The organism is Streptomyces sp. NPDC046379 (assembly GCF_055587785.1).
Genome location: NZ_JBVJFP010000001.1, coordinates 432,979 through 452,140, shown reverse-complemented (window position 1 = coordinate 452,140; position 19,162 = coordinate 432,979). Strand labels below are relative to the sequence as shown.

General features: G+C 72.5%; 18 protein-coding genes and 1 pseudogene. 12 read left to right on the top strand and 7 right to left on the bottom strand.

The window, feature by feature from the left end:
• Positions 1–36 precede the first annotated feature (36 nt).
• A complete protein-coding gene (locus ACZ6KF_RS02070) occupies positions 37–390 on the top strand; it encodes a histidine triad nucleotide-binding protein (RefSeq protein WP_356627722.1) in 354 nt (117 codons plus the stop codon).
• Between the two features lie 6 nt (positions 391–396).
• Positions 397–1,302, top strand: a complete 906-nt coding sequence (locus tag ACZ6KF_RS02065) for a ribonuclease Z (RefSeq protein ID WP_469236839.1) — start codon at positions 397–399, stop codon at positions 1,300–1,302.
• Positions 1,303–1,364: 62 nt separating this feature from the next.
• On the opposite strand, the gene ACZ6KF_RS02060 is transcribed toward ACZ6KF_RS02065, so the two are convergent.
• Both ACZ6KF_RS02060 and ACZ6KF_RS02055 read right to left on the bottom strand, forming a co-directional pair.
• Positions 1,365–2,645 carry an MFS transporter gene (locus ACZ6KF_RS02060; RefSeq protein WP_469236836.1) on the bottom strand — a complete coding sequence of 427 codons (1,281 nt, stop codon included), beginning with the start codon at positions 2,643–2,645 and terminating at the stop codon, positions 1,365–1,367.
• Positions 2,646–2,824: 179 nt separating this feature from the next.
• The gene (locus ACZ6KF_RS02055) at positions 2,825–3,607 is read right to left on the bottom strand and encodes an IclR family transcriptional regulator (RefSeq protein WP_469236834.1); all 783 of its coding nucleotides are present in this window, start codon (positions 3,605–3,607) and stop codon (positions 2,825–2,827) included.
• Between the two features lie 192 nt (positions 3,608–3,799).
• Between ACZ6KF_RS02055 and ACZ6KF_RS02050 the strand changes: the two genes are divergently transcribed.
• The 7 genes from ACZ6KF_RS02050 (at position 3,800) to ACZ6KF_RS02020 (ending at position 10,297) form a co-directional block, all read left to right on the top strand.
• Positions 3,800–5,095, top strand: coding sequence for a glucarate dehydratase family protein (locus ACZ6KF_RS02050; RefSeq protein ID WP_356627718.1), 1,296 nt, complete (start codon positions 3,800–3,802; stop codon positions 5,093–5,095).
• Between the two features lie 91 nt (positions 5,096–5,186).
• Complete coding sequence (locus ACZ6KF_RS02045) at positions 5,187–6,485, top strand: carbohydrate kinase family protein (protein ID WP_469236832.1); 1,299 nt, start codon at positions 5,187–5,189, stop codon at positions 6,483–6,485.
• A gap of 177 nt (positions 6,486–6,662) precedes the next feature.
• On the top strand, positions 6,663–7,739 hold the full coding sequence (locus ACZ6KF_RS02040) for a PhoH family protein (protein ID WP_356627716.1): 1,077 nt from the start codon (positions 6,663–6,665) through the stop codon (positions 7,737–7,739).
• Between the two features lie 12 nt (positions 7,740–7,751).
• Complete coding sequence (ybeY, locus tag ACZ6KF_RS02035; protein ID WP_356627715.1) at positions 7,752–8,249, top strand: rRNA maturation RNase YbeY; 498 nt, start codon at positions 7,752–7,754, stop codon at positions 8,247–8,249.
• A complete protein-coding gene (locus ACZ6KF_RS02030) occupies positions 8,246–9,553 on the top strand; it encodes a hemolysin family protein (RefSeq protein ID WP_356627714.1) in 1,308 nt (435 codons plus the stop codon). The genes ybeY and ACZ6KF_RS02030 overlap by 4 nt, the downstream gene beginning before the upstream one ends.
• Positions 9,550–9,909, top strand: coding sequence for an MmcQ/YjbR family DNA-binding protein (locus ACZ6KF_RS02025; RefSeq protein ID WP_356627713.1), 360 nt, complete (start codon positions 9,550–9,552; stop codon positions 9,907–9,909). Before ACZ6KF_RS02030 ends, ACZ6KF_RS02025 begins: the two co-directional genes overlap by 4 nt.
• A gap of 34 nt (positions 9,910–9,943) precedes the next feature.
• Positions 9,944–10,297, top strand: coding sequence for a cytidine deaminase (locus tag ACZ6KF_RS02020; RefSeq protein ID WP_356627712.1), 354 nt, complete (start codon positions 9,944–9,946; stop codon positions 10,295–10,297).
• 9 nt (positions 10,298–10,306) lie between these two features.
• Here the strand turns inward: ACZ6KF_RS02020 and ACZ6KF_RS02015 are convergent, their stop codons facing one another.
• Together ACZ6KF_RS02015 and ACZ6KF_RS02010 are read right to left on the bottom strand one after the other, a co-directional pair.
• Positions 10,307–10,645, bottom strand: a complete 339-nt coding sequence (locus ACZ6KF_RS02015; RefSeq protein ID WP_356627711.1) for a P-II family nitrogen regulator — start codon at positions 10,643–10,645, stop codon at positions 10,307–10,309.
• Positions 10,642–11,964, bottom strand: coding sequence for an ammonium transporter (locus ACZ6KF_RS02010; protein WP_469237195.1), 1,323 nt, complete (start codon positions 11,962–11,964; stop codon positions 10,642–10,644). The genes ACZ6KF_RS02015 and ACZ6KF_RS02010 overlap by 4 nt, the downstream gene beginning before the upstream one ends.
• A 177-nt stretch (positions 11,965–12,141) precedes the next feature.
• On the opposite strand from ACZ6KF_RS02010, the gene era reads away from it, so the two are divergent.
• Complete coding sequence (gene era, locus ACZ6KF_RS02005; protein ID WP_356627710.1) at positions 12,142–13,095, top strand: GTPase Era; 954 nt, start codon at positions 12,142–12,144, stop codon at positions 13,093–13,095.
• Positions 13,096–13,193: 98 nt separating this feature from the next.
• Here the strand turns inward: era and ACZ6KF_RS02000 are convergent.
• The 3 genes and pseudogenes from ACZ6KF_RS02000 to ACZ6KF_RS01990 form a co-directional block, all read right to left on the bottom strand.
• Positions 13,194–14,527 (bottom strand): annotated as a pseudogene (locus ACZ6KF_RS02000) (GH1 family beta-glucosidase).
• A gap of 58 nt (positions 14,528–14,585) precedes the next feature.
• Positions 14,586–14,852: a protealysin inhibitor emfourin gene (locus ACZ6KF_RS01995; RefSeq protein WP_356627708.1), complete on the bottom strand. Its 267-nt coding sequence runs from the start codon at positions 14,850–14,852 to the stop codon at positions 14,586–14,588.
• A 20-nt stretch (positions 14,853–14,872) separates the two neighbouring features.
• Complete coding sequence (locus tag ACZ6KF_RS01990) at positions 14,873–15,946, bottom strand: M4 family metallopeptidase (protein WP_469158552.1); 1,074 nt, start codon at positions 15,944–15,946, stop codon at positions 14,873–14,875.
• Positions 15,947–16,290: 344 nt separating this feature from the next.
• Between ACZ6KF_RS01990 and leuA the strand changes: the two genes are divergently transcribed.
• The gene (leuA, locus tag ACZ6KF_RS01985; RefSeq protein WP_356627706.1) at positions 16,291–18,012 is read left to right on the top strand and encodes a 2-isopropylmalate synthase; all 1,722 of its coding nucleotides are present in this window, start codon (positions 16,291–16,293) and stop codon (positions 18,010–18,012) included.
• Positions 18,013–18,208: 196 nt separating this feature from the next.
• Positions 18,209–18,904 carry a tellurite resistance TerB family protein gene (locus ACZ6KF_RS01980; RefSeq protein ID WP_356627705.1) on the top strand — a complete coding sequence of 232 codons (696 nt, stop codon included), beginning with the start codon at positions 18,209–18,211 and terminating at the stop codon, positions 18,902–18,904.
• Positions 18,905–19,162: the final 258 nt, after the last annotated feature.

The window sequence follows — 19,162 nt, the reverse complement described above, 5'->3', positions numbered from 1 at the left end:
TGCCGTAGTCAGTGATCACCGCGAGGAGGCCGACGCATGGCAGGGGAACCGCAGGACGACTGCCTGTTCTGCAAGATCGTCGCCGGGACCATTCCCGCGACGATCGTCCGTGAGACCGAGACGACCATCGCGTTCCGGGACATCAACCCGCAGGCGCCCACCCACGTCCTGGTGATCCCCAAGGCGCACCACCGGGACGCCGCCGCCCTCGCCGCCGCCGACCCGGCGGTCGCCGCCGACGTGCTGCGCGAGACCCAGGCCGTGGCCGACGAGGAGAAGCTCGACAGCTACCGCATCGTCTTCAACACCGGATCCGGCGCCGGCCAGACCGTCTGGCACACGCACGCCCACGTCCTCGGCGGACGCGGCCTCCAGTGGCCCCCCGGCTGACCGACCGTGTCCGTCCGCGAACTGGTCGTCCTCGGCACCGCCAGCCAGGTGCCGACCCGCCACCGCAACCACAACGGCTACCTCCTGCGGTGGGACGGCGAGGGCATCCTCTTCGACCCCGGCGAGGGCACCCAGCGGCAGATGCTGCGCGCCGGGGTCGCCGCGCACGACCTGAACCGGATCTGCGTCACGCACTTCCACGGCGACCACTCGCTGGGCCTGGCCGGCGTGATCCAGCGGATCAACCTCGACCAGGTGCCGCACCCGGTCGCCGCCCACTACCCGGCCTCCGGGCAGCGCTTCTTCGACCGGCTGCGGTACGCCACCGCCTACCGCGAGACCGTCCGGCTCGTCAAGGCCCCCGTGGCGTCCGACGGCGACCTCGCCGTCGCCCCCGCCTACACCCTCCAGGCCCGTAGGCTCTCCCACCCCGTCGAGTCCTACGGCTACCGGCTCGTCGAGCCCGACGGGGTGCGGATGCTGCCCGACCGGCTCGCCGCGCACTGCATCGGGGGGCCGGACGTCGGCCGCCTCCAGCGGGAGGGGAGCCTGAACGGCGTCACGCTCGCCGACGTCAGCGAGGTGCGGCGCGGGCAGCGGTTCGCGTTCGTCATGGACACCCGGCTCTGCGACGGCGTCCACGCGCTCGCCGAGGGCTGCGACCTGCTCGTCATCGAGTCGACCTTCCTGGACGAGGACGAGGCCCTCGCCGTCGAGCACGGCCACCTCACCGCCGGCCAGGCGGCCCGGGTCGCGCGGGACGGGGGCGTACGGCATCTGGTGCTGACGCACTTCAGCCAGCGCTACTCCGAGCCGGCGGAGTTCGAACGGCAGGCGCGGGCCGCCGGGTTCGAGGGCGAGCTGACCGTGGCGCACGACCTCCAGCGGGTGCCGGTTCCGAAGCGACGGTGAAGCGCGGACGCCGCTCGCCGGTCGGGGACGCCCCGGGTTCGGCGGCGGCGCGGGCGTTCTTCTCAGCCGTTCGCGGAGCCCGGCGCGGACATCGCCTGCCGGGGCCCGGCCGTGTCGTACGCCGTCCGGTGGGCCGGCAGGCCGTCGACCGCGATCTCCACCACGGGCAGCGGCCGGGCCGCGCGCAGCGCCACCGTCGTCATCGGGACGGCGACCACCAGCAGGGCGGCGGCCAGCACCAGGCCCATCACCGGGAAGCCGGCCTGCGCCGACAGCACGCTCCCGGTCAGCGGGCCCGCCGCCGTGCCCAGGGACGCGGCCGAGCCGACCAGCACCGCCCACCGGCCGCGCGGGTCGAGGGAGGCGGCCAGGCCGATGACGTAGGACAGGACGACCGGATAGACGGCGTTCCAGGCGATCTCGCCGGCCGCGAAGGACGCCGGGCCGGTCGCCGAGGCGCTGAGCGCGATGCAGCCGGCGATCAGCGTGGTCCCGGCGCCGATCGGCAGGGCGCGCCCGAGGCGCGGGCCGAGGGCGCCGGCGCCGACGACGCCCAGCAGCCCGGCGGCCAGACCGACGGCGAACACCGCGCCGACGGCCGCTTCGGACAGGTGCGCCTGCTCCAGGCCGATCCGGCCGCTGACGCCCCAGAGGGAGTTCTGGGCCATGGACCACACGGGCATCGCGGCGGCCAGCAGCAGACCGGAGGGCAGGTGGGGCAGGCGGGGCCCGGCCTGGGCCGCGGGCCGCTGGACGGGCTCGGCGTGGGCAGGCGGGACGCGGGCCGGCAGGCGGCCGGCGAGGGGCCACACGGCGACGGCGGTCAGGGCGATCGCGGCGAGCGGGAGGGCGTGGCCGGGGCCGAGATGAGGGACCGTCAGATACACGGCGGCGGCGAGGGCGGACACGCCGAGCAGGCCGAGCGTGGTCGCGCGATGCGGGTCGCCCGCCGGGCCGCCCTCGCGCGAAGGCGCCCCGAGGGCGGCGATGCCGGTGGCGGCGACCGCCGTGGCGGTGCCCGAGCCGAGGCCGCCGACGACCGCGCCGGCGACGACGGCCCAGACCGTGCCGGTCAGGGCGGCGCCGCCGTAGCCGAGAGCGGCCAGGGCGAGGCCCGCGCGGGCGAGGGTGCGCGGGGAGAGGCGGCAGAACCCGGAGGCGAGCAGGAAGCCCGCCGTCGCCGAACTCAGCAGCAGGGCGCTGCCGATCGCGCCGGCCTGCGTGGCCGTGACGGGCAGTCCGGAGTCCAGCCTGCCGACGACGGTCGGGAGGAGGTACGGGGCGAGGTACCCGGCCGTGAAGAGGGCGACGAGGGGCCAGGGCAGGGTGCGGGGGGCGAACACGGGCGTTCCCAGGGCATACGGAAGAAGCTGCTGCGAATGGGGGGATTGGGCGACGACTGTCGACAGACAGGAACGCGCGGCCAATTTGTATCAAGCCGGGGAGCGCAACGGGAGCGCGGGGTGTGTGAGGTGAGTCACCTTTGCGTTTGACGGGTTCGGGTGACGGGTAGCGGCGGGCGTCACCGCCAGCGGACCGCGCCCTGTCCGCCCGGAACCGTCGCCTCGATCTTCGCCCGGATCTCCCGCATCACCGCGACGATCCGCTCCTCGTGACCCGGCGTCAGCCGCGCCACGGGCACCGAGCAGCTGATGGCGTCCTGGGCCGGGACGTCGTAGCGCAGGGCGAAGCCGAAGCCGACGATGCCGGGCACGCCCTCCTCCCGGTCCACCGAGTGACCGCGCTCGCGCACCCGGGCGAGGTCGGCCGCCAACGACTCCCTGCTGGTGTGGGAGTTGGGGGTGAGGGCCTGGTAGGGGCCGTCGGGAAGGTCGTCGTCGGGGCGTTCGGCCAGCAGCGCCTTGCCCAGCGCGCCGACGTGGGCGGGCAGCCGGCGCCCGACCCGGCTGATGGTGCGCAGGTACTCGTGCGACTCGCGGGTCGCCAGGTACACCACGTCCGCGCCGTCCAGCCGCGCCAGGTGAATGGTCTCCCCGAGCGCCTCGGACGCCTCGTCGAGGTACGGACGCACCGCCCGCACCCGCGGGTCGGAGTCGAGGTAGCCGGTGCCGGTCAGCAGGGCGCGGATGCCGATGCCGTACAGGGAACCGGTGACGTCGGTGCGCACCCAGCCCCGCGACGCCAGCGTCTGGAGCAACGCGTACATCGAGCTGCGCGGCACCCCCAGCCTGTCGGCCAGCTCCTGGAGGCGCGCGGGGCGGTCGCCGCGCGCGGCGAGCAGCTCCAGCAGCTCCACCGTCCGCGCCGCGGACTTCACCTCGCGCACGCCACCGGTCTCCGACATGCCGAGATGGTAAGCGCCGCGCCCGCCCGCCGACGCCCGCCGGTGTCGGCCCATTGACGCCCCGAGGCGGCGCTGCCTAGCCTCGTCTGCATACGTGGATGTCATCTACATGTGGAGATGGCTCCGCGGTCGCCCCGCTCGTCGCCCCTCGCCGCCGGCCCACCCCGCCCCCGACCCCGCAGGAGCCGCCCCGTGAACCGCGACCTCGCCATCGCCGACGTCCGGCTGACCCCGATCCTGGTCGCCGACCCGCCGCTGCTGAACACCCAGGGCGTGCACCAGCCGTACACGCCCCGGCTGATCGTCGAGGTGGTCACCGCGGACGGCGTCACCGGCGTCGGCGAGACCTACGGCGACACCAAGTACCTGGAGCCGGCCCGTCCCTTCGCCGAGAAGCTGAAGGGGCGGCAGCTGACCGACCTCAACGGACTGTTCGCCGTCGCCGACCGGGTCGCCGTGGACGAGGCCAGGGTCTCCGGCGCCGTCGACGTCGGCGGGCTGCGCGGCGTCCAGACCGCCGACAAGCTGCGCCTGTCCGTCGTCTCCGGCTTCGAGGTCGCCTGCCTGGACGCGCTCGGCAAGACCCTCGGGCTGCCCGTGCACGCCCTGCTCGGCGGAAAGGTGCGCGACGCCGTCGAGTACAGCGCCTACCTGTTCTACAAGTGGGCCGAGCACCCCGAGGGCGTGGCCTGTGAGGCGGACGACTGGGGCGCGGCCGTCGACCCGGCGGGGATCGTCGCGCAGGCCAGGAGGTTCACGGAGCGGTACGGCTTCACCTCGTTCAAGCTCAAGGGCGGCGTCCACCCGCCCGACCAGGAGATCGCCGCCGTGCGCGCCCTCGCCGCCGCGTTCCCCGGGCGTCCGCTGCGGCTCGACCCCAACGGCGCCTGGTCCGTGCCGACCTCGCTGAAGGTCGCCGCCGAGCTGGGCGACGTCCTGGAGTACCTGGAGGACCCGGCGCTGGGCACCGACGCGATGGCCGAGGTCGCCGCGGCAACGGACGTGCCGCTGGCCACCAACATGTGCGTGACGACGTTCGCCGAGATCGAGGAGGCGTTCCGGCGCGGGGCCGTGCAGGTGGTGCTCTCCGACCACCACTACTGGGGCGGACTGCGCAACACACAGGCCCTCGCCGCCGTCTGCCGCACCTTCGGCGTCGGGGTGTCCATGCACTCCAACACCCACCTCGGCATCTCCCTCGCCGCCATGACCCACGTCGCGTCGACCGTGCCCGACCTCCACCACGCCTGCGACTCCCACTACCCCTGGCAGTCGGAGGACGTCCTCACCGAACGCCTCGCCTTCCGGGACGGCAGGGTCGCCGTCTCCGACGCCCCCGGCCTCGGCGTCGAGCTGGACCGCGACCGCCTGGCCTTCCTGCACCGGCGCTGGCTGGACGACGACGGCTCGCTGCGCGACCGGGACGACGCGGCGGCGATGCGGATCGCCGACCCGGACTGGGTCGCCCCCTCCGTGCCCCGCTGGTGATCCGCGCCCCGCCCGCCACTTCGGTACCGGGACGCGAGAAGCGTGACGTGGTGCACACTGGCCGGACCAGCACCACGTCAGGGAGCACACCGTGATCGCGTCCACCCCGGAGACGCCGTCATACGGCAACGGCACGGGACCGGCGAGCGCCGGAGAACCGGCGACGGGCGGAGGGCCTGCGAAGGGCCGAGGACCCACGACCGGCAGGAAACCGGCCACCGGCACGCGGCCGGCCGGCGCCACAGGCAGCGGACCGGACCTCGCCGCAGGACGGGCCACCGGCGAGGCCCGGCTCGGCGAAGGGCCCTACTGCCACGCCCAGGTCGACCCGCTCGCCGGCCGCCGCGCCCCCGGCGACCCGCCCTGGGACGTCTACCTCACCGGCACCGTCTTCCTCGACATCATCTTCACCGGCCTCGACTCCGCCCCCGTCCGCGGCACCGAGTCCTGGGCCCGCGGCATGGGCTCCAGCCCCGGCGGCGTCGCCAACATGGCCACCGCCCTCGCCCGGCTCGGCCTGCGCACCTGCCTCGCCGCGGCCTTCGGCGACGACCACTACGGCGACTACTGCTGGGACGCCCTGGAACGGGGCGAGGGCATCGACCTCACCCCCTCCCGCACCGTCCCCGGCTGGCACTCCCCGGTCACCGTCTCCATGGCCTACGAGGGCGAGCGCACCATGGTCTCCCACGGCCACGAACCGCCCCCCGAGGAACCCGCCCCCGCCTGCCCCCCGCCCGCCCGGGCCGCCGTCGCCTCCCTCACCCCCGGCGCCCCCGCCCCCTGGATCGCCCAGGCCGCGAGCAGGGGCACCCGCGTCTTCGCCGACGTCGGCTGGGACGACTCCGGCGCCTGGGACCTCGCCGGACTGACCGACCTCGCCCACTGCGAGGCGTTCCTGCCCAACGCCGAGGAGGCGATGCGCTACACCCGCGCCGCCACCCCCCGCGCCGCCGCCCACGCCCTCACCGCGCACGTGCCCGTCGCCGTCGTCACCCTCGGCGCGGAGGGCGCCTACGCCGTCGACCGGCGCACCGGCGAGAGCGCCGAGGTGCCCGCGATCGCCGTCGAGGCCCTCGACCCGACCGGCGCCGGGGACGTGTTCGTGGCCGGCTTCGTGACCGGCTCCCTGGCCGGCTGGCCGCTCGCCGACCGCCTCGCCTTCGCGGGCCTCACCGCGGCCCTGTCGGTGCAGGAGTTCGGCGGCTCGCTGTCCGCGCCCGGGTGGTCCGAGATCGCCGCCTGGTGGCGCGAGGTCCAGGCGCACGACGACCAGGAACCGGCCGCGCTGCGCCGCTACGCCTTCCTGAAGGACCTCATCCCCGCCACCACCCGCCCCTGGCCGCTGCGCCGCGCGGTCCCCACCATCGGCTTCGGCCGCTCGGCCTGACCACCGTCCGACCACGGCCCGGACACCACCCGGACCACCCGCCCGGCCCCCCGCCGCGAACCCCAGGCGAAAAGGCCTACGGCATTGTCGGCACACCGTCGTACCCTGGACAGCGCGAGGCCGCCCTCAGCTACGCGGCCGTGACGAGGAGGAACCGCAGGCCTTAAGCGCCGGCCCATGACTGAGACACCCACAGCTCACACCTCCGCGCAGGGACAGGCGAGAGCACAGATCACGGTCCCCGCCCAGCATCCGATGGTCACCGTGCTGGGATCTGGCGACTCCCTCCTGCGCGTGATCGAGAAGGCCTTCCCGGCGGCCGACATCCACGTCCGGGGCAACGAGATCAGCGCGGTCGGGCCGACGGCGGAAGTGGCCCTCGTCCAGCGCGTGTTCGACGAGATGATGCTGGTGCTCCGCACCGGACAGCCGATGACGGAGGACGCAGTGGAACGCTCGATCGCCATGCTGAGGGCGAGCGAGAACGGGGAGAGCGACGGCCGGGAGACCCCGGCCGAGGTCCTGACGCAGAACATCCTGTCCTCGCGCGGCCGCACCATCCGACCCAAGACCCTCAACCAGAAGCGCTACGTCGACGCCATCGACCAGCACACCATCGTCTTCGGCATCGGCCCCGCCGGTACCGGCAAGACGTACCTGGCGATGGCGAAGGCCGTGCAGGCCCTCCAGTCCAAGCAGGTCAACCGCATCATCCTGACCCGCCCCGCGGTGGAGGCCGGCGAGCGCCTCGGCTTCCTGCCCGGCACCCTCTACGAGAAGATCGACCCCTACCTGCGCCCGCTGTACGACGCGCTGCACGACATGATCGACCCCGACTCCATCCCGAGGCTGATGGCCGCGGGCACGATCGAGGTCGCGCCGCTGGCGTACATGCGTGGCCGCACGCTCAACGACGCCTTCATCATCCTGGACGAGGCCCAGAACACGAGCCCCGAGCAGATGAAGATGTTCCTCACCCGCCTCGGCTTCGACTCGAAGATCGTGATCACGGGTGACGTGACGCAGGTGGACCTGCCCGGCGGGACCAAGTCCGGTCTGCGGCAGGTGCAGGACATCCTGGAGGGCGTCGAGGACGTGCACTTCTCCCGGCTGTCGTCCCACGACGTCGTCCGGCACAAGCTGGTGGGCCGTATCGTCGACGCGTACGAGAAGTTCGACAGCAAGCACGGCACCGAGAACGGCGCGGACAAGGGCCGGGGCGCCTCGGGCGCCAGGGGCTCCAAGGGGAAGTAGACCAGCACGACCATGTCGATCGACGTCAACAACGAGTCCGGAACCGAGGTCGACGAGCAGGCGATCCTCGACATCGCCCGCTACGCGCTCGCGCGGATGCGCATCCACCCGCTCTCCGAGCTCTCGGTGATCGTCGTGGACGCCGACGCCATGGAGCAGCTGCACATCCAGTGGATGGACCTGCCGGGGCCGACGGACGTCATGTCCTTCCCGATGGACGAGCTGCGTCCGCCGTCGAAGGACGACGACGAGCCCCCGCAGGGCCTGCTCGGCGACATCGTGCTGTGTCCCGAGGTGGCCGCCAAGCAGGGCGCCGAGGCTCGGACGCAGCACTCCATGGACGAGGAGCTCCAACTGCTCACCGTCCACGGAGTGCTGCACCTGCTCGGCTACGACCACGAGGAGCCCGACGAGAAGGCCGAGATGTTCGGTCTCCAGGCGGCCATCGTGGACGGCTGGCGTGCGGAGAGGGGCCTGACCGGCCCGTCCCCGGCCCCGACCGTGTCATGAGCCTCGCCCTGCTCTCGGGCGCGGTCGCCCTGGTCGTCGTGGCGTGGCTCGCCGCCTGCGCGGAGGCGGGCCTCGCGCGCGTGTCCAGCTTCCGCGCCGAGGAGGCGGTGCGCTCGGGCCGGCGCGGCAGCGCCAAGCTGGCGCAGGTCGCCGCCGACCCGACGCGCTACCTGAACATGGCGCTGCTGGTGCGGGTGGCGTGCGAGATGGCCGCCGCCGCGCTGGTCACCTACGCCTGCCTGAAGGAGTTCCCGAGCACCGTCGAGGCGCTGCTGATCGCCATCGGCGTCATGGTGCTGGTGTCGTACGTCGCCGTCGGGGTCTCCCCGCGCACCATCGGGCGCCAGCATCCGCTGAACACGGCCACGGTCGCGGCGTACGTGCTGCTGCCGCTGGCCAGGATCATGGGACCGCTGCCGTCGCTGCTGATCCTCATCGGCAACGCCCTCACCCCCGGCAAGGGATTCCGCCGCGGCCCCTTCGCCTCCGAGGCGGAGCTGCGCGCGCTGGTCGACCTCGCCGAGAAGGAGTCGCTGATCGAGGACGACGAGCGCCGCATGGTGCACTCCGTGTTCGAACTGGGCGACACGCTCGTGCGGGAGGTGATGGTGCCGCGCACCGACCTGGTCGTCATCGAGCGGTACAAGACCATCCGGCAGGCCCTCACCCTCGCGCTGCGCTCCGGCTTCTCGCGCATCCCGGTCACGGGCGAGAGCGAGGACGACATCGTCGGGATCGTGTACCTGAAGGACCTGGCCCGCAAGACGCACATCAGCCGCGAGGCGGAGAGCGAGCTGGTGTCCACGGCGATGCGGCCCGCGCACTTCGTCCCGGACACCAAGAACGCCGGCGACCTGCTGCGCGAGATGCAGAAGCAGCGCACCCACGTCGCCGTCGTGATCGACGAGTACGGCGGCACGGCCGGGATCGTCACCATCGAGGACATCCTGGAGGAGATCGTCGGGGAGATCACCGACGAGTACGACCGGGAGCTGCCGCCCGTGGAGGATCTGGGCGAGGACCGCTACCGCGTCACCGCCCGCCTCGACATCGGCGACCTGGGCGAGCTGTACGGGCTGGAGGAGTTCGACGACGAGGACGTCGAGACCGTCGGCGGACTGCTGGCCAAGGCGCTCGGCCGGGTGCCCATCGCCGGGGCGTCGTCGGTGGTGGAACTGCCCGACGGCCGTGAGCTGCGGCTGACCGCGGAGGCGGCGGCCGGGCGGCGCAACAAGATCGTCACCGTGCTGTCCGAGCCCGTCCTGTCCGAGGTCCCGCACCAGGAGGAGCCGCACCCGGCATGACGCCCCAGGAGTTGCGCGCCCTGTGCCTGTCCTTCAACGCCGCCGTCGAGGACTTCCCGTTCCGCCCGGAGATCTCCGTCTTCAAGGTGGGCGGCAAGCTCTTCGCGCTGAGCGAGCTCGACGCGCGGCCCCTGAAGGTCAACCTGAAGTGCGACCCCGAGGACGCCGTCCGGCTGCGCGCCGGGCATCCGGGTCTCATCGTCCCCGGCTGGCACATGAACAAGCGGCACTGGAACACCGTCACGGCCGACGGCGACCTCTCCGACCGTCTGGTGCGGGAGCTGGTCGAGGACTCCTACGACCTGGTGGTGGCCGGTCTGCCGCGCGCCGAGCGGCTCCGTCTGGACCGCCCCTGAGCGGTCACCGGCCGGTTGTTCGTATGCTCTGGCCATGACCGACAGCAGTGTGCTTGACCCCGAGGACCGAAAGATCGTCACCCTGGCCCGTTCCGCGCGGGCCCGCAACGGCGTGCCGGAGGGGGCCGCCGTACGGGACGAGACCGGGCGGACGTATGTCGCGGGCAGCGTGGACCTTCCGTCGCTGAAGCTCAGCGCGCTCCGGACGGCCGTGGCGATGGCGGTGGCGTCCGGGGCGAAGTCGCTGGAGGCGGCGGCGGTCGTCACCGGGGCGGAGACCGCCTCCGACGAGGACCGGGCCGCCGTGCGCGACCTGGGCGGCCCGCAGACCCCGGTGCTGGTGGCCGGTCCGGACGGAACCGTCCGGACCACCGTCACCGCGGGCTGAGCCGCTGCCTCACAGGGCGTCGGGACCGCGTTCGCCGGTGCGGACGCGGACCACCGTGTCCACCGGCAGCGCCCACACCTTGCCGTCGCCGATCTTGCCGGTCTGCGCGGCCTTCACGATCGTGTCGATCACGGTGTCCGCGTCCGCGTCCTCGACCACGACCTCGACGCGGACCTTGGGCACCAGGTCGATCTGGTACTCGGCGCCCCGGTAGACCTCGGTGTGGCCGCGCTGCCGGCCGTAACCGCTGGCCTCGCTCACGGTGAGGCCGTGGATGCCGATCTCCTGGAGCGCGTTCTTGACCTCGTCGAGCCGGTACGGCTTGACGATCGCGGTGATGAGCTTCATGCCTGGTCGACCTTCTTGGCGGGAGAGACGAGGGGGGACGAGGTGACCGGGACGCCGTGACCGCCCGGGACCCCGTGATCGTAGGCCGTCTCGGCGTGCACCGTAAGGTCCAGGCCGGTGTGCTCCTGTTCCTCGCTCGCCCGGAAGCCCATCACCCGGTCGATCAGCCGGGCGATGCCGTAGGTGACGCAGAAGGCGTACGCCCCGACCGCGGCCACGGCCACCAGCTGCCGGCCGAGCTGCCCGAGCCCGCCCCCGTACAGCAGCCCCTCCGTGCCGCCGGTCATCTCCGACACGGCGAAGACGCCGATCAGCAGCGTGCCGATCACGCCGCCCACCAGGTGGACGCCGACGACGTCGAGCGAGTCGTCGTAGTTCAGCCGGAACTTCCAGCTCACCGCGTACGAGCAGACGACGCCCGCCGTGAGGCCCACGACCAGCGCGCCGAGCAGCGACACCGAGCCGCAGGACGGGGTGATCGCGACCAGGCCGGCCACCGCGCCGGACGCCGCGCCCAGCGTGGTCGCGTGGCCGTCGCGCCTCTGCTCCACGAACAGCCAGCCGAGCAGGCCGGTGCAGCCGGCGGCGAGGGTGTTGAGGAAGGCGGCGGCGGCCAGCCCGTTGGCGCCGAGCGCCGAGCCCGCGTTGAAGCCGAACCAGCCGAACCACAGCAGGCCCGCGCCGAGCATGACCAGGGGCAGGTTGTGCGGGCGCATCGCGTCCTTCTTGAAGCCCAGCCGCGGCCCGAGCACCAGGCACAGGGCGAGTCCGGAGGCGCCGGAGGTGATCTCGACGGGCAGTCCGCCCGCGAAGTCGAGCGCGCCGAGCCTCTCGAGGATCCAGCCGCCGGGTCCCCACGTCCAGTGCGCGACCGGGACGTATACCAGCAGCGCCCACACCGGCACGAACACCAGCCAGGCCCCGAACTTCGCCCGGTCCGCGATCGCGCCGCTGATCAGCGCGGCGGTGATGATCGCGAAAGTGAGCTGGAAGGTGGCGAACAGCAGCGTCGGGACGGTGCCCTGGACGCTGTCCGGGCCGAGGCCGGCCATCCCGGCGTGCTCCAGGCCGCCGATCAGCCCGGCGAAGGAGTCCTCGCCGAAGGCCAGCGAGTATCCGGCGGCCAGCCACACCACGGTGACCAGCGCGATCGACACGAAGCTCATCATCAGCATGTTGAGGACGCTCTTCGCGCGGACCATGCCGCCGTAGAAGAGGGCGAGGCCCGGCGTCATCAGCAGGACCAGGGCGGTGGCGGCGAGCAGCCAGGCGGTGTCGCCGCTGTCGAGTGCGGGGGCCGCTTCGGCGGCCGACGTCACGGTCACGGTGTCTCCAACGGGTGCGGGTGGGTCAGAGGGTCACCGCTGTGCGTTTCCGGTCGCGTACGGCCGTGTTTCCGTGACGTTTCGTTGCGTCGGGGTTACCGGAAGCTCACCGAACGGAGGGAGTGTGCGCGACGGTACGGCAGGGCGTCGGGGATCAGGGACAATGGCGCCATGAGCGTGCGTACCGAGTCATCCGAGCAGCCTGCCGACACTGTCCACCGGGCCGGCTTCGCCTGCTTCGTGGGCCGCCCCAACGCGGGCAAGTCCACCCTCACGAACGCTCTGGTCGGGCAGAAGGTGGCGATCACCTCGAACCGGCCCCAGACCACGCGGCACACCGTGCGCGGCATCGTGCACCGCCCCGACGCGCAGCTGATCCTGGTGGACACGCCGGGGCTGCACAAGCCGCGCACGCTGCTCGGCGAGCGGCTGAACGACGTCGTGCGCACGACGTGGGCCGAGGTCGACGTCATCGGCTTCTGCCTGCCGGCGAACGAGAAGCTGGGCCCCGGCGACCGCTTCATCGCCAAGGAACTCGCCGCGATCAAGAAGAGCCCCAAGGTCGCCATCGTCACCAAGACCGACCTGGTCGACTCCAAGACCCTGGCCGAGCAGCTCATCGCCATCGACCAGCTCGGCAGGGAGCTGGGCATGGAGTGGGCGGAGATCGTGCCGGTGTCGGCCGTCGGGGACCAGCAGGTCGACCTGCTCGCCGATCTGCTCATCCCGCTGCTCCCGGAGGGTCCCGCCCTCTACCCGGAGGGCGACCTGACCGACGAGCCGGAGCAGGTGATGGTGGCCGAGCTGATCCGCGAGGCCGCCCTGGAGGGCGTGCGCGACGAGCTGCCGCACTCCATCGCGGTGGTCGTGGAGGAGATGCTCCCGCGCGAGGACCGCCCGGCGGACCGGCCGCTGCTCGACATCCACGCCAACGTCTACATCGAGCGCCCCAGTCAGAAGGGCATCATCATCGGCCCCAAGGGCAAGCGGCTGAAGGAGGTCGGGATCAAGTCCCGGCAGCAGATCGAGGCCCTGCTCGGCACGCCCGTCTTCCTGGACCTGCACGTCAAGGTCGCCAAGGACTGGCAGCGGGACCCGAAGCAGCTGCGCAAGCTGGGCTTCTGAGCGCCGCGTCCCAGAGCGTTACGGGCCCCGCGGCTCAGAGCGGGAGGAGCTTCACGCGGCGGCCGCAGAGCTTGGCGCCCTCCCCCTTCCCGCGTCGATCAACGCGCCCGTGAACCAAAGGAGACGCCCCCCTGCTGCGCCGCCAGCACCTCCCGCAGCCACCCGAACGACGCCTTCGGAGTGCGGCGTTGCGTGGTGAAGTCGACGTGGACCAGGCCGAAGCGGCGGGCGTAGCCCTCGGCCCACTCGAAGTTGTCCAGCAGCGACCAGACGAAGTAGCCGCGCACGTCCACCCCGGCTCGCAGCGCGTCGTGCAGGGCGCGGATGTGGGCGTCCAGGTAGGCGATGCGGTCGGTGTCGTCGACGCCGTCGTAGGCGCAGCCGTTCTCGGTGATGACCACCGGCGGCAGACGGTCGCCGTAGCGGTCGCGGAAGGCGGTGAGCAGCTCGGTCAGCGCCTCCGGCACCACCGGCCAGCCGAAGCCGGTCACCGGGACGCCCTCGACTCCCGTACGGAGAAGGGGAGTCCGGCCGGCATCCGCACCCCGCCGAAGTCGATGCCGGCGCCCTGCGGGGCGCCCACCCGGGTCGGCGCGTAGTAGTTCACGCCGTACCAGTCCAGGGGCTCGGCGATGACCTCCAGGTCGGCCGCCACGTCCCCGGGCATCAGCTCGCCGATGCCCTCGGGGTAGCGGCCGAGCAGCAGCGGGTCGGCGAAGAGGCGGTTGAGCAGGACGTCGTAGAACTCCGCCGCCTCCAGGTCGGCGCTCTCCCGCGACGCCGGCCATGTCGGGCCGTGGGAGTTGGCGATGCCGATGTCGCTCGCCCCGGCCGCGCGCAGCGCCCGTACGGCCAGGCCGTGCGCCAGCAGCTGGTGGTGGGCCACCGGCAGCGCGTCGAACAGCAGTCGCTTGCCGGGGGCGTGGACGCCGAGGGCGTGGCCCAGGAGGGTGTGCTCGGCGGGCTCGTTGAGCGTGATCCACTTTGTCACGCGATCGCCGAGCCGCGCCGCGACCACCGCCGCGTACTGGGCGAACCGCTCGGCCGTCTCCCGCCGAAGCCAGTCCAGCTCCGCCGGCAGGTCCCAGTGGAAGAGCGTCGGCACGGGTCGCACCCCGGCCGCGCACAGCTCGTCCACCAGGCGGTCGTAGAAGTCCAGCCCGCCCGGGGTGTTCACCCGCGGCCAGGAGACCGAGAACCGGTACGCGTCCACGCCCAGGTCCGCCAGCAGCGCCACGTCCTCGCGGTAGCGGCGGACGTGGTCGCAGGCGACGGCCGCCGTGGAGCCGTCCTTCACCCGCCCCGGCTCGGCCGTGAACGCGTCCCACACCGAGGGAGCGCGCTGGTCCGCCGCCCCCTCGATCTGGTGGGCGGACGTCGAGGCGCCCCACAGGAATCCGTCCGGGAACCGGGGTATCGGGTCGGCCGTCATGGACCGGATCATCCGCACGGCGCCCGGACCGCGTCAACGCCCCCGACCGAGGGGCGACTCACGCGCCTTCCTTCAGCACCTTCGAGATCAGCAGGCGCTGTTCCTCCGTCAGCCCGGGGTCGGCGGCGTGCACCGTCGTGCCGTCGACGGTGATCTCGTAGCCGAACCCGTCGGGCACTCCGGTCACGGCGGCGCCCCGGCCGGAGGCGAGCACCCGCTCGGCCAGGGCGTGCCACTCCGCGGCGTCGGGCCGCCCGGCGGTGTCCACCTCCGCCCGCCGCTCGATGCCCGCGAAGCCTCCGGTGCGCAGTACCTCGATCCGCATGGGATGTGTCTAGTACGGATCTACTGCGTGCGCACCCCCACCCGCTCCCAGGCCTTGGAGACCGCGTCGAACTCGTCCCCCGCTCCGAAGCGCTCCTCGGCCGCCGCCACGGTCAGCTTGGCGAAGTCCGCGAAGGTCGCCTTCTGCTTGAGCTTGCCGCCGGTCAGGACGTCGTACCAGATCTGCCCGGCCCGCTCCCAGGCCCGGCCGCCCAGCTCGGTCGCCGCGAGGTAGAAGGCGTGGTTGGGGATGCCGGAGTTGATGTGGACGCCGCCGTTGTCGCGGCCGGTGCGGACGTAGTCGTCCATCGTCGCGGGCTGGGGGTCCTTGCCGAGGACGTCGTCGTCGTAGGCCGTGCCGGGGGCCTTCATCGAGCGCAGCGCGACGCCGCTGACGCGCGGGGCGAGCAGTCCGGCGCCGATCAGCCAGTCGGCCTCGTCGGCGGTCTGGCCGAGCGTGAACTGCTTGACGAGGGCGCCGAAGACGTCGGACACCGACTCGTTCAGGGCGCCGGACTGGCCGAAGTAGGTGAGGTTCGCGGTGTGCTGGGTGACGCCGTGGGCGAGTTCGTGGCCGATGACGTCGACCGGGATGGTGAAGTCGAGGAAGATCTCGCCGTCACCGTCGCCGAACACCATCTGCTCGCCGTTCCAGAAGGCGTTGTTGTACTCGCGGTCGTAGTGCACGGTCGCGTCCAGCGGGAGGCCGTGGCCGTCGATCGAGTCGCGGGAGAAGGCCTGCCAGAACAGCTCGAAGGTGGCGCCGAGTCCGGCGTAGGCGCGGTTGACGGTGGCGTCCCGGCCGGGCTCGTCGCCCTCGCCGCGGACCTTGCGGCCGGGCAGCTCGGTGCCGTGCTCGGCGTCGTAGACGGTGCGGTGGGGCTTGCCGGCCTCGGCCCCGGCCGGGGTGGCGACGGCGGCCGCGCCGACGACGGTGGTCAGCCGGCGGCGGGTGCGCTCCAGGGCGTCGCGCTGGAGGGTGCGGCGGGCGGGGCCGGCGAGGACGGGGTCGCCGGCCTGCGCGAGGTGGTCGAGGACGTGGGGCGGGATGATCGTGCAGAAGACGGGCTCGAAGGTGCCGTGGGACGTCGTCATACTGCAACGATCGCACTCCGTGACGAGTGTGTCACTGGCCGCAATCATGATGGGCGAATTGCGCGCGGAGTCCTTCCGGTTGGCCGCCCGTCAGTGGTATACGGCACTTTTCATGAGCGGCGTCCCTTTCGTCCCTCCGGTCCCGCATACTGGAACAGGCCCGCGCACCCGGCGCGGCTCGGCTAGGCTGCGGAGCATCATGCGTTTCGGGCTGCTCCTTCTTAGCTGCCGCGGCGAGGGCCTGTAGTCGAGGCCGACCCCCTCCCCGCGGAGCTTGGCGTTGCGTCGTCGGCCGTCCTCCCGTCCTCTCCGGACACCGGACATCCCCTAGGAGCCCACGCATCATGGCCAACCGCCAGCAGCCCAGTTCCATGCCGATCCACAAGTACGGCCGCTACGAGCAGGTCGACATCCCCGACCGCACCTGGCCCGACCGGCGGATCACGGTCGCCCCGCGCTGGCTCTCCACCGACCTGCGCGACGGCAACCAGGCCCTGATCGACCCGATGTCCCCGGCGCGCAAGCGGGCCATGTTCGACCTGCTGGTGAAGATGGGCTACAAGGAGATCGAGGTCGGCTTCCCCGCCTCCGGGCAGACCGACTTCGACTTCGTTCGCTCGATCATCGAGGACGGGGACGCCATCCCCGAGGACGTGACGATCTCCGTCCTCACCCAGGCACGCGAGGACCTGATCGAGCGGACCGTGGAGTCCCTGAAGGGCGCCCACCGCGCCACCGTGCACCTGTACAACGCCACCGCCCCCGTCTTCCGCCGGGTCGTCTTCCGCGGCTCCAGGGCCGACATCAAGCAGATCGCCGTCGACGGCACCCGCCTGGTCATGGAGTACGCCGACAAGCTGCTGGGCCCGGAGACGTCGTTCGGCTACCAGTACAGCCCGGAGATCTTCACCGACACCGAGCTGGACTTCGCGCTGGAGGTCTGCGAGGGCGTCATGGACGTCTGGCAGCCCGGCCCGGACCGCGAGATCATCCTGAACCTGCCGGCGACCGTCGAGCGCTCCACGCCGTCCACGCACGCGGACCGCTTCGAGTGGATGCACCGCAACCTCTCCCGCCGCGAGTACGTCTGCCTGTCCGTGCACCCGCACAACGACCGCGGCACCGCCGTCGCCGCCGCCGAGCTGGCGCTGATGGCCGGCGCCGACCGCGTCGAGGGCTGCCTGTTCGGCCAGGGCGAGCGCACCGGCAACGTCGACCTGGTCACCCTGGGCATGAACCTCTTCTCCCAGGGCGTCGACCCGCAGATCGACTTCTCCGACATCGACGAGATCCGTCGCACGTGGGAGTACTGCAACCAGATGGAGGTCCACCCGCGCCACCCGTACGTGGGCGACCTGGTCTACACGTCCTTCTCCGGCTCCCACCAGGACGCCATCAAGAAGGGCTTCGACGCGATGGAGGCCGACGCGAAGGCCAAGGGCGTCACCGTCGACGACATCGAGTGGGCCGTGCCCTACCTGCCGATCGACCCGAAGGACGTCGGCCGCTCCTACGAGGCCGTCATCCGCGTCAACTCGCAGTCCGGCAAGGGCGGCATCTCGTACGTCCTGAAGAACGACCACAAGCTGGACCTGCCGCGCCGGATGCAGATCGAGTTCTCGAGGATCATCCAGGCGAAGACGGACGCCGAAGGCGGCGAGATCACGCCGAAGGAGATCTGGGCGGTCTTCCAGGACGAGTACCTGCCGAACCCCGGGAACCCCTGGGGCCGCATCCAGGTCAAGAACGGCCAGTCGACGACCGACCGGGACGGGGTGGACACGCTCACCGTCGAGGCCACCGTCGACGGCGTGGACACCGTCCTGACCGGCACCGGCAACGGTCCGATCTCCGCCTTCTTCGACGCCCTCCAGGCCGTCGGCATCGACGTACGGCTGCTGGACTACCAGGAGCACACGATGAGCGAGGGCGCCTCCGCGCAGGCCGCCTCCTACATCGAATGCGCGATCGACGACAAGGTCCTGTGGGGCATCGGCATCGACGCCAACACCACGCGGGCCTCGCTGAAGGCGGTCGTCTCGGCCGTCAACCGCGCCGCCCGCTGACCAGCGGTTCCGTCCGTTTCGCGGGGCTCCGTCCGCCGATGTCCCGTGCTCTTCGGCGGCCGGGGCCCCGTCGTATACCGGCCAATCCCTGTGGAGGTCACGGAAAGGTCTCCACAGGGTACTGACTCCGCCTCCAGGATGTGGCTAACATCACGCCAGCGCGGCGATGTTGCCGTGGGGCTACGGGAGGTGCGACGTGCTGCCAGGACGGGGACGAGACGGCCGGGCCACCGGGGGTGCGCGCATCCTGGGCACCCGTACCGCGTGGACGCCCGTGGGCGACGGCGAGTTCTTCTGCCCCGGCTGCGGAGGCGACCGCAACTACCAGCGGCTCACCGGCCGCCGCCGCCTCACCGTGCTCGGCGTTCCGGTGCTGCCCCGCGGCGACGCCGGCCCGGTCGTGGAGTGCACGGCCTGCGGGCGCCACTTCGGGACCGACGTCCTCGACCACCCCACCACCACCCGCTTCTCCGCGATGCTCCGCGACGCCGTGCACACCGTCGCCCTCGCGGTCCTCGCCGCCGACGGCACCCGCACCCGCACGTCCCTGTCCGCCGCCGCCGGCACGGTCCGCGCGGCCGGCGTCACGGACTGCACCGAGGACCAGCTGAACGCCCTCGTGGAGGCCCTCGCCGCCGACACCGGCCGCATCTTCGGCGGCCCCTGCGGCCCCAGCCTGGCCATAGAGCTGCACGAGGCCCTCGACCCCCTCGCCCCGCACCTCGCCCCGGCCGGCCGTGAGTCGATCCTCCTCCAGGGCGCCCGCATCGCCCTGGCCGACGGCCCCTACAGCCAGGCCGAGCGGGAGGTCCTGGCGACGGTCGGCGCAGCCCTGACGATCACGACGGATGAGATCGACCGGCTGCTGACGGCGGCCCGGACACCGTCCTGACCGACCGGCCCGGACACCGTCCTGACCGACCCGGCGAAACCGCCGCCGATACTCCCCGGGGAGTGGTCCCGCCCGCGTGCCTCCCCCGGCAGTGGCCGCCAACTCGCCCTCCCGTCCGACGAATCGCCCGCCCCGCGCCGGGTGTCTGGAACCGCATCCAGACACCCGTCCCGGAGGGAGACGTCACCGAACGGGCCGGCGCCCTGCACCTGTCGGTCACCGACGACGGCGCCGGCCCGCCCTCCGGGACCACGCCGG